The sequence below is a fragment of the Amnibacterium sp. genome (assembly GCF_025463795.1).
Lineage (GTDB): Bacteria > Actinomycetota > Actinomycetes > Actinomycetales > Microbacteriaceae > Amnibacterium.
Genome location: NZ_JAODBE010000102.1, coordinates 1 through 8,961 on the forward strand (window position 1 = coordinate 1; position 8,961 = coordinate 8,961).

Annotated in this window: 8 protein-coding genes, 1 pseudogene and 1 riboswitch; of the genes and pseudogenes, 8 read left to right on the top strand and 1 reads right to left on the bottom strand. The window is 73.9% G+C overall.

All coding sequences use genetic code 11. The annotated features are described in order from the left end of the window. On the bottom strand, positions 1–1,609 hold a 1,609-nt coding region (gene ptsP, locus JWQ92_RS09140), incomplete at its 3' end, for a phosphoenolpyruvate--protein phosphotransferase (protein WP_297344148.1). 117 nt (positions 1,610–1,726) lie between these two features. Between ptsP and JWQ92_RS09145 the strand changes: the two genes are divergently transcribed. From JWQ92_RS09145 to JWQ92_RS09180, 8 genes and pseudogenes are all read left to right on the top strand, one after another. Continuing rightward, complete coding sequence (locus JWQ92_RS09145) at positions 1,727–2,989, top strand: YhjD/YihY/BrkB family envelope integrity protein (RefSeq protein WP_297344149.1); 1,263 nt, start codon at positions 1,727–1,729, stop codon at positions 2,987–2,989. A 32-nt stretch (positions 2,990–3,021) separates the two neighbouring features. Continuing rightward, positions 3,022–3,858, top strand: coding sequence for an exodeoxyribonuclease III (locus JWQ92_RS09150; RefSeq protein ID WP_297344150.1), 837 nt, complete (start codon positions 3,022–3,024; stop codon positions 3,856–3,858). Between the two features lie 47 nt (positions 3,859–3,905). Next, a complete protein-coding gene (gene trpS, locus JWQ92_RS09155; RefSeq protein WP_297344151.1) occupies positions 3,906–4,916 on the top strand; it encodes a tryptophan--tRNA ligase in 1,011 nt (336 codons plus the stop codon). Continuing rightward, positions 4,913–5,479 (top strand): GNAT family N-acetyltransferase, encoded by a 567-nt coding sequence (locus JWQ92_RS09160; protein ID WP_297344152.1) that lies wholly within the window; start codon positions 4,913–4,915, stop codon positions 5,477–5,479. Before trpS ends, JWQ92_RS09160 begins: the two co-directional genes overlap by 4 nt. A gap of 40 nt (positions 5,480–5,519) precedes the next feature. Next, positions 5,520–6,266: an HAD family hydrolase gene (locus tag JWQ92_RS09165; RefSeq protein WP_297344153.1), complete on the top strand. Its 747-nt coding sequence runs from the start codon at positions 5,520–5,522 to the stop codon at positions 6,264–6,266. After that, positions 6,263–7,378: an FAD-binding oxidoreductase gene (locus tag JWQ92_RS09170; protein ID WP_297344154.1), complete on the top strand. Its 1,116-nt coding sequence runs from the start codon at positions 6,263–6,265 to the stop codon at positions 7,376–7,378. The genes JWQ92_RS09165 and JWQ92_RS09170 overlap by 4 nt, the downstream gene beginning before the upstream one ends. Before the next feature lie 33 nt (positions 7,379–7,411). Further along, positions 7,412–8,302, top strand: a complete 891-nt coding sequence (locus tag JWQ92_RS09175; protein WP_297344155.1) for an alpha/beta hydrolase — start codon at positions 7,412–7,414, stop codon at positions 8,300–8,302. Between the two features lie 135 nt (positions 8,303–8,437). Further along, positions 8,438–8,586, top strand: a riboswitch (FMN riboswitch). Between the two features lie 72 nt (positions 8,587–8,658). Further along, positions 8,659–8,961: pseudogene (locus tag JWQ92_RS09180) on the top strand (riboflavin biosynthesis protein RibD); the annotation flags it as partial.

Below are 8,961 nucleotides of genomic sequence, written 5' to 3' on the forward strand. Positions count from 1 at the left end.
CCGACGGGGCGGCGACGGCCGCGGCAGCGCGGGCGCGGGCCTCGTCGAGGGTGACGGTGAGCAGCTCGGCGCGCACGTCGGCGAGCGCCGCCGGAGTCATCGAGAGGCTCGTGGCGCCGAGGCCGACGAGCACGACCGCGAGCTGCGGATCCGCCGCCGCCTCCCCGCAGATGCCGACGCTCTTGCCGACGGCGGCGCCGGCCCTACCGACCTCGGCAACGAGGCGCAGGACGGCGGGATGCCAGGGGTCCTGGAAGTTCGCGACGCTGCCGAGCAGCCGGTCCGCGGCGAGCGTGTACTGGGTGAGGTCGTTCGTGCCGATCGAGACGAAGTCGGCCGACTCGAGGACCTGCGCGGCCAGCAGCGCGGACGACGGCACCTCGACCATCACCCCGGCGGTCCGGATGCCCAGCTCCTTGGCGAGCGCCGTGAAGTAGGCGCTCTCCTCCGGCTCGGACACCATCGGCGCCATCACCCAGAGATCGGCGTCGGTCGCGACGTCGGCCTCGGCGAGGGCGGTGAGCTGCTCGCGGAGGATGTCCTCGTGCACGCGGAGCACCCGCAGGCCGCGCAGCCCGAGCGCCGGGTTCTCCTCCTCGCTGTCGTTGAGGAAGGCGAGGGGCTTGTCGGCGCCGGCGTCGAGCGCGCGCACGACGACCTTCTTGCCGGGGAACGCCTTGAGCAGCGCCGTGTACTGGTCGCGCTGCTCCTGCACCGTGGGTGCCGACTTCGCGTCGAGGAACAGGAACTCGGTGCGGAACAGGCCGACGCCCTCGGCGCCGAGCTCGACGGCACCGGCCGCGTCCTTCGCGCTGCCGAGGTTCGCGAGCAGCTGGATCCTCGTGCCGTCGGCGAGCGCGCCCGGGGTGATCGGGGCGGACAGCAGCGCCTTGCGCTCCTCGATGCGGCGCCGCGCGTCCGCGACCGCGGCGCCGTCGGGGTCGACCTCGATGGCGCCGGTGGACGCGTCCGCGATCACGGTCTGGCCGTCGCGGAGCTCGAGGGCGCCGCCGACGCCGACGATCGCCGGGATGGACTTCGCGCGTGCGAGGATCGCGGTGTGCGACGTCGGGCCCCCGTCGCTGGTGATGAGGGCGAGCACCTTGTCGAGGTCGAGCAGCGCCGTGTCGGCGGGCGCGAGGTCGCGGGCGACGAGCACGAACGGGGTGTCCGACTCGGGCACGCCGGGCGCGGGCACTCCGGTGAGCCGCGCGATGACGCGCTGGGCGACGTCGCCGAGGTCCGTGGCGCGCTCCGCCATGTAGCCGCCGAGCCCGACGAGCATCACCTGGAACTCGAGGAAGGCCTCGAAGACCGCCCGCTCCCCCGTTCGTCCGGCGGTGATCCGCGCGATCACGCCGTCGACGAGCGTCGGGTCCTCGGCCATGAGGGCCTGCGCCTCGAGCACGTTCCTGGCCTCGCCGCCGGCGCGACGGCCGCGATCGTTCAACTCGGCCGACACCTGCTGCAGCGCCGACTTCGTGCGGTCGATCTCGGCGTCCGCGCCTGCGTGCGTGGCGCTCTCCGGCGGCTCGGGGAGCGGATCCGGCATCCGCCGCACGGGTCCGACTGCGACCGTCCTGCCCACGCCGATCCCGGTCAGTCGCATCGCGCGTGCCTCCTTGCTCGGACGGGTGCTGAGCACAGCATATGGGTCGGGTTGTCGGTGACAACCGCCCAGCCGATGCCCGGCCGCCGCGGGGACCGGCGCGCCTACAGTGGCGCCATGAGCCAGGCCGCCGCCGACCAGGGCGTGCGCGACGCCGACGTGCCCGTGCAGGCGTCGGGGGCGCGGCCCGACCCGGCGACGCACGCGGCCGGGGTCGCCGGGCTCATCGAGCGCGTCCTCGCCTGGAGACCGGTGCGGGTGTGGTTCCACTACCTCTCGGACAACGGTCCGCTCATCGCCGCAGGCATGACGTACCAGGCGATCTTCGCCGTGTTCGCAGGTCTCTGGCTGACGTTCTCGATCGCGGGATTCGTGGTGAAGGGGAACCCCTTCCTGCAGACGTCGCTGTTCGGCGCGCTCGACAACTTCATCCCTCGCCTCATCTCCTACACCGACACGGTGGGGGTCGCGCATGCCGGCGCGATCAAGGCGACCACGCTGCTCGATGCGACGGGCCTGAGCTGGAGCAGCGTGATCTCGCTCGTGGGCCTGCTGCTCACCGCCGTCGGGTTCGTCGGCACCCTGCGCACCGCGATCCGGATCATGTTCGATCTGCCCGGCCTGACGACGAACCCCGCCGTCCTGATCCTGAAGAACGCCGGCTACACGGTCGCCTTCGGTGCCGTGGTGCTCGTGACCGCGGTCATCAGCCTCGTCAGCAACACGGCGCTCGGTCTCGTCGCGGCCCTCCTCGGGCTCGGGAAGGCGTCATGGCTCGAGCAGGCGGCCACGACAGCGGTCAGCGCGGTCCTGCTGCTCGTCATCGACACCGCGCTGCTCGCCTCGGCATACCGCCTGCTGTCGGGCATCCCGATCCCGCGGAAGCGGCTGCTCGCGGGCGCGCTCACCGGCGGCGTCGGACTCGCGTTCCTGCAGACCCTCGGGACGAGCCTGCTCGGCGGCGCCTCCTCGAACCCGCTGATCGGCGCCTTCGCGACCCTCATCGGCGTGCTGCTCTACTTCAACTTCGTCTGCCAGGTGATCCTCGTCGCCGCCTCTTGGATCGCCGTCGGGATGCAGGACGCCGGCATCGATGCTCGGAGGCTGAGCGCTGACCAGCGCGGACTCGACGAGGCGCGGGAGCTCGAGAACGCACGCCGGGTCGTGGCCGACGCGAACCGGCAGGAGCTCGAGGAGCGGATCCGCACGACGCGCGGGCTGACCCGGCACCGCCTCCAGCGGCAGCTCGAGGCGGAGGAGCGGGCCGAGGACCGGCGGCGGGCCGCCGTGCCCACGGAGCGGGAGTTCACCGAGGCCCAGGAGCGCAGCGGCGACACGACACCCGACACCGCGGAGGCGGAGGAGCCCGCCCCGCGCTGAGGCGCGCCCGGGCTGATCGGTAGGCTCGGAGCATGGCCAGCACGACGGTCCGGGTGGCCAGTGTCAACGTGAACGGGGTCCGTGCCGCCTTCCGCAAGGGCATGGGCGCGTGGCTCGGCGGGCGGGGTGTCGACATCCTCGCCCTCCAGGAGGTGCGGGCCTCCACCGACGACCTCGAGCAGCTCCTCGGCCCCGAGTGGAACGTGCTCCACGACGCCGCCACCGCCAAGGGCCGCGCGGGCGTCGCGATCGCCTCGCGCGGGAAGGCGCACATCCACCGTGTCGCGATCGGCGAGGAGGACTTCGACACCGCCGGCCGCTGGCTGGAGGCCGACTTCGAGGTCGGCGACGTCGTGCTCAGTGTCGTCTCCGCGTACGTGCACTCCGGTGAAGCGGGCACGCCGAAGCAGGACGAGAAGTTCCGGTTCCTCGATGCGATGGAGGCACGGTTGCCCGAGCTCACCGCACACAACCCCCTCGCGGTCGTCGTCGGCGACCTGAACGTCGCGCACCGGCGGCTCGACATCAGGAACTGGCGCGGCAACCAGAAGGCGAGCGGCTTCCTGCCCGAGGAGCGCGCGTACTGGGACCGGATGGTCGGGGCCGAGGACGACGAGCGGTACAACGCGGGCGCGGGCCTCGGCTGGGTCGATGTCGGCCGCCGTGCCGCGGGCGAGATCGACGGGCCCTACACGTGGTGGTCATGGCGCGGTCAGGCGTTCGACAAGGACACCGGATGGCGGATCGACTACCAGCTCGCCTCCCCGGCGCTCGCCGACCGGGTGGCGGACTACGCCGTCGACAAGGCCGACTCCCGCGACGGGCGATGGTCCGACCACACGCCTGTGGTGGCCGACTACGCCCTGTAGTCGCGCACCGCTCCGCCGCCCCGACCTCCCTCCGACACGGAAGCACCATGACCGACAAGGCCCGCATCTTCTCCGGCATCCAGCCGAGCGCCGACTCCCTCCACATCGGCAACTACATCGGCGCGATCCTGCAGTGGAAGGCGCTGCAGGACGAGTACGACGCGATCTTCTGCATCGTCGACCTGCACGCGATCACCGTGCCGCAGGACCCGGCGCTGCTCCGTGCCCAGACCCGCACGCTCGCCGCGCAGTACATCGCCGCGGGCATCGACCCGGCCCGATCGACGATGTTCGTTCAGTCGCAGGTCCCGGCGCACGCCGAGCTCGCCTGGGTGCTGAACACGATCACCGGCTTCGGGGAGGCCAGCCGGATGACGCAGTTCAAGGACAAGTCGCAGCGCCAGGGCGCGGATGCGGCGTCGGTGGGCCTGTTCGCCTACCCCATCCTCATGGCGGCCGACATCCTGCTCTACGACGCCGCCGGGGTGCCCGTGGGCGACGACCAGCGGCAGCACGTCGAGCTCACCCGCGACCTCGCCGGCCGGTTCAACAGCCGCTTCGGGACCACGTTCACGCTGCCGGAGGCGCTGATCCAGCGGGAGACCGCCCGCATCTACGACCTGCAGACCCCGACGGTGAAGATGAGCAAGTCGGCGGCGTCGGACGCGGGGATCGTCTGGATGCTCGACGAGCCCTCGGTGACGGCGAAGAAGATCCGGTCGGCGGTCACGGACACCGAGCGCGAGATCCGCTTCGACCGCGAGACCAAGCCCGGCGTCTCCAACCTCCTCGCGATCCTGTCGGCGTTCCGGGAGGCGCCGGTCGCGCAGCTCGAGGCCGAGTACGCGGGCCGCGGCTACGGCGACTTCAAGAAGGACGTCGCCGACGCCGTGGTCGAGGTCTTCGGGCCGCTCAAGCAGCGTACGGAGGAGCTGCTCGCCGACCCGGCGGAGCTCGACCGGATCCTCACCGCGAGCGCCGAGCGGGCCGCGGGCATCGCCGACGCGAAGCTCGACGAGGTGTACGACCGGGTCGGCCTGTTCCGGCACATCCGATGACGCCGGTCGTGCTGCGCACGCCGCGCCTGGTGCTCGACCAGCCCGGCGAGCGGGACGTGGAGACCGTGTTCGAGTACTGCCAGGACCCGGTCCTGCAGCAGTACACGACGGTGCCCGTGCCGTACCGCCGCGAGGACGCCGCGACGTTCCTGCTCGAGCTCGCTCCGCGGTGGTGGGAGGAGGGCACGGAGCAGACGTGGGCGATCCGCCTCGCCGACGTGCCCGACGCCCGCCTGCTCGGCGTGATCGGCCTCCGCTCGTACGGCGAGGTCGGGTACTGGATGGGCGCGCAGCACCGGGGGCACGGCTACCTCGGCGAGGCGTTCGAGGTCGTGATCGACCACTGGTTCCGTGCCGGTAACGAGCGGATGACCTGGTCCTGCCTCGTCGGCAACGTCGCGTCGGCGCGCGCGGCCCGCCGGGCCGGCTTCCACTTCACCCGCACCGGCCCTGCGACCGTCGCCGACCGCGACGGCTCGCATCCGGACAGCTGGCACGGGGAGCTGTTCGCCGGCGAGCCGAGGGAGCCCCAGCCCGGCTGGCCGGCCGAGGTCGGGGGATGACGTCCGGTGCCATCGCCGGCGCAGAGGCGCAGGTGAGCCGATGAGCATCGCTGCCGTCCTGTTCGACCTGGACGACACCCTGTTCGCACATCGGGAGGCCGTCGATGACGCCGTCGTCGCGACGCTCGCGGCGATGGAGCGTCGCGACGACCCGCCCCCCGTCGCCGAGGAGCAGGCGCGGTGGCGCGAGCTCGAGGAGCACCACTACAACCGGTACCTCGCCCGCGAGCTCGACTACCAGGGGCAGCGGCGGGCGCGGGTCCGGTCCTTCCTCGCGCCCTACGGGACCGAGCTCGACGACGCCGCCGCCGCGGCCTGGTTCGAGCAGTGGGTGCGGCGGTACCGGGCGGCGTTCCGCCTCCACCCGGACGCGCTCCCCTGCCTCGACGCGCTCGAGCAGCGGATCCCCGGCGTCCGGTTCGGTGTCATCACGAACGGCGACCTCGCCTTCCAGACCGCGAAGCTCGAGGCGCTCGGGATCCAGGAGCGGTTCGAGCACGTCGTGACGTCCGGCGAGCTCGGGTTCGCGAAGCCCGATCCCCGGATCTTCGCCGAGGCCGCGCGCCGCTTCACCGTGCGGCTCGACGCCTGCGCGTACGTCGGCGACCGGATCCGCACGGACGCCGTCGGCGCGGCGACCGCAGGCATGACGGGCATCTGGCTCGACCGCGGCGCGGTCGACGTGGATCCGGCCGACCTCGCCGAGGCGCGACGGCTCGGCCTCCCCGTGATCTCGGGCCTCGGCGACCTGCCGGGCCTGCTCCTCGACCGGACGGAGGCGGCGTGACCACGACGGCGGACATCGCGATCATCGGCGGCGGGATCGCCGGCCTCTCCCTGGCCGCAGCGGTCGGCAGCCGGGCCAGGGTCGTCGTGCTCGAGGCCGAGCCACGGCTGTACCACCACACGTCGAGCCGGTCGGCGGAGCAGATGCAGCCGACCTACGGGCCGGCACCGGTGCGCCGGCTGACGAGCGCGTCCATCCCCCGGGTGCAGGCCATCGCCGAGCGCCTCGGTCGGCCGATCTTCACGCCGCGGCCGCTGCTCTGGGTGTCCACGACCGGCGACCGCTCTCATCTCGACGAGCTGCTCGCCACCGTCGCGGGCCTCGAGGAGCTCGACGCCGCCGAGGCCGTGCGGCTGCTGCCCGCCCTCCGGCCGGATGCGGTGCACGCGGCCGGCATCGACCGCTCGGCCGTCGAGGTCGACGTGCCGGCGCTGCTCGAGGCGTACCGGTCGACCGCCGTGGACGCGGGCGCGGTCGTGCTGCCCTCGGCACGGGTCGACGGTGCGGTGCGGACCGGCGACGCCTGGCGGCTCACGGCGGGCGCCGCCGCCGTCGAGGCGCCGGTGGTCGTGAACGCGGCGGGCGCCTGGGTGGAGCGGGTGGCGGCGCTGTTCGGGGCCCGATCCCGGCGGCTGCAGCCCCTGCGGCGCACGGTCGCGGTCGGGGTGCCCGCCGGGCGCCCCGTGGATCCGGCATGGCCGATGGTGGCCGACGCCCTCGACACCTTCTACTTCCGGCCGCGGGGCACCGGCATCCTCGCGTCGGCCCTCGAGGACGAGCCGAGCGAGCCCGAGGACGCCCGGCCCCGCGCCGAGGTCGTCGCCACCGTGCTCGAGCGCGTCAACGCGGTCACCGACCTCGACCTCCGCGAGGCGGCGACGACGTGGACAGGTCTTCGCACCCTCGCGCCCGACGCCGTGCCGGTCGTGGGACGGGACGGCGCCGTGCCCGGCTTCTACTGGCTGGCCGGGCAGGGCGGCTACGGGATCCAGACGTCCGCCGCGCTCGGTGCCGTCGTCGCGGACGACCTGCTCGGCACGCCGTCGGCGATCCCGGGGCTCGAGGGCGTGCTCGCCGACCTCTCCCCCGCTCGCCCGGCCGTGCAGGGCTGACCTCGCGGAGCCGGTCGGCTCCGAACCCCTCGCGTGCCCGTTCCGCTGCAGACCGATCCCGCCGCGCTCGGCCTGCGCCGCCGGATCGTCGGCACGGCCGCCGGCCCGCTCCTCGTGCATGCCGGCCGTCCCGCCGGCGGACCGGCGACGATCCTCCTGCCCGGCGCCGCCGGGTCCTGGACGACCTGGACGCCGCTGCTCGCCGCGTCGGACCGCACGCCGGCCCCGCTGCGCGACGTGATCGCCGTCGACCTCCCGGGCTGGGGCGGATCCCCCGGTCCCGTGCCGCAGGTCGAGGTCCTGGCGACCGCGATCGAGCAGGTCGCGGAGGACGCCGGACACCGGTCCTGGCGGCTGCTCGGGCACTCGCTCGGCGGGTTCGCGGCCCTCGACCTCGCCGCCCGGCGGCCGGACGCCGTGCTCGGGGTCGGCCTCGTCTCCCCCACGGCCTCGGCGGTCGTCGCCGCGGTGCGGTCGCCGATCCGCGGCGGCGCCCGCCTGCCGTGGTTCGCGGGGATGCTGCTCGGGATGCGCACCCTCGCGCGCCTGCCCGGCGGAGGCCGGCCGCTCGTCGGCGGCCTCCACCGCCTCGGCGTGCTCGGCACGCTCGCCGCACCCCTCTTCGCGAGCAGGCCGGATCCGTCGGTGATCGAGGCCCTCGCCGACGAGGTGCGGCCAGGAGCGTTCGTCGCAGCGTGCCGCGAGGCCGCGGGCTACGACCTCGGCCGCTGGCGGCGGATCCGCTGCCCGGTGCGGTCCGTCCGTGGCGGGCACGACGTGTTCACCGGCGCGCATGACGGCGCCGCCCTCGCCCGCCTGATCCCGGACTTCGCGGAGACGGTGCTCGAGGGCGCCGGCCATTTCGCGGCCGTGGAGCAGCCCGACGCGGTGCTGGCGGCGCTCGCCCCGATCCTCCGGCCGTGAGTTGCCACTTTCGTACCCTTCGGGCCCGCTGAAGGGGGCGGAAGTGGCAAGTCACGAATGGGGTGGAGGACGTCACGAAGCGACCCGGGAATAGGCGCGACGGCCCAGGGTTCTGGTAGAGAAGCAGCAACACGAACACGTGCTCCGGGGTCGGTGCAATTCCGAACCGGCGGTCATAGTCCGCGAACCCCGTCCGAAACGCCCCGCGAGGGGCGGCGCGGGCGGGGCCGATCCGGTGGAACTCCGGAACCGACAGTCACAGTCTGGATGGGAGAAGCACGGGACGGTCGCGCGCGCGTCGCGCCCCCGCCGAGCAGCACCCGTCCCCGGAGCACCCCGACCGCACCGAGGACCGCATGACCGCCGTCGCGACGAGCACCGAGGCCGCGATGCGCCGCGCGCTCGAGCTCGCCGCGCTCGGGCCCGCAGGCGGCCCGAACCCGCAGGTCGGCTGCGTGCTCCTCTCGCCCGACGGGACCGTGCTCGCCGAGGGGTTCCACCGCGGCTCGGGTACCCCGCACGCCGAGGTGGACGCGTTGCAGCGGCTCGCGCCGGGCGCGGCGGCCGGTGCCACCGCCGTCGTGACCCTGGAGCCCTGCAACCACCACGGCCGCACCGGCCCCTGCGCCGTCGCACTCATCGAGGCCGGGATCACCGGC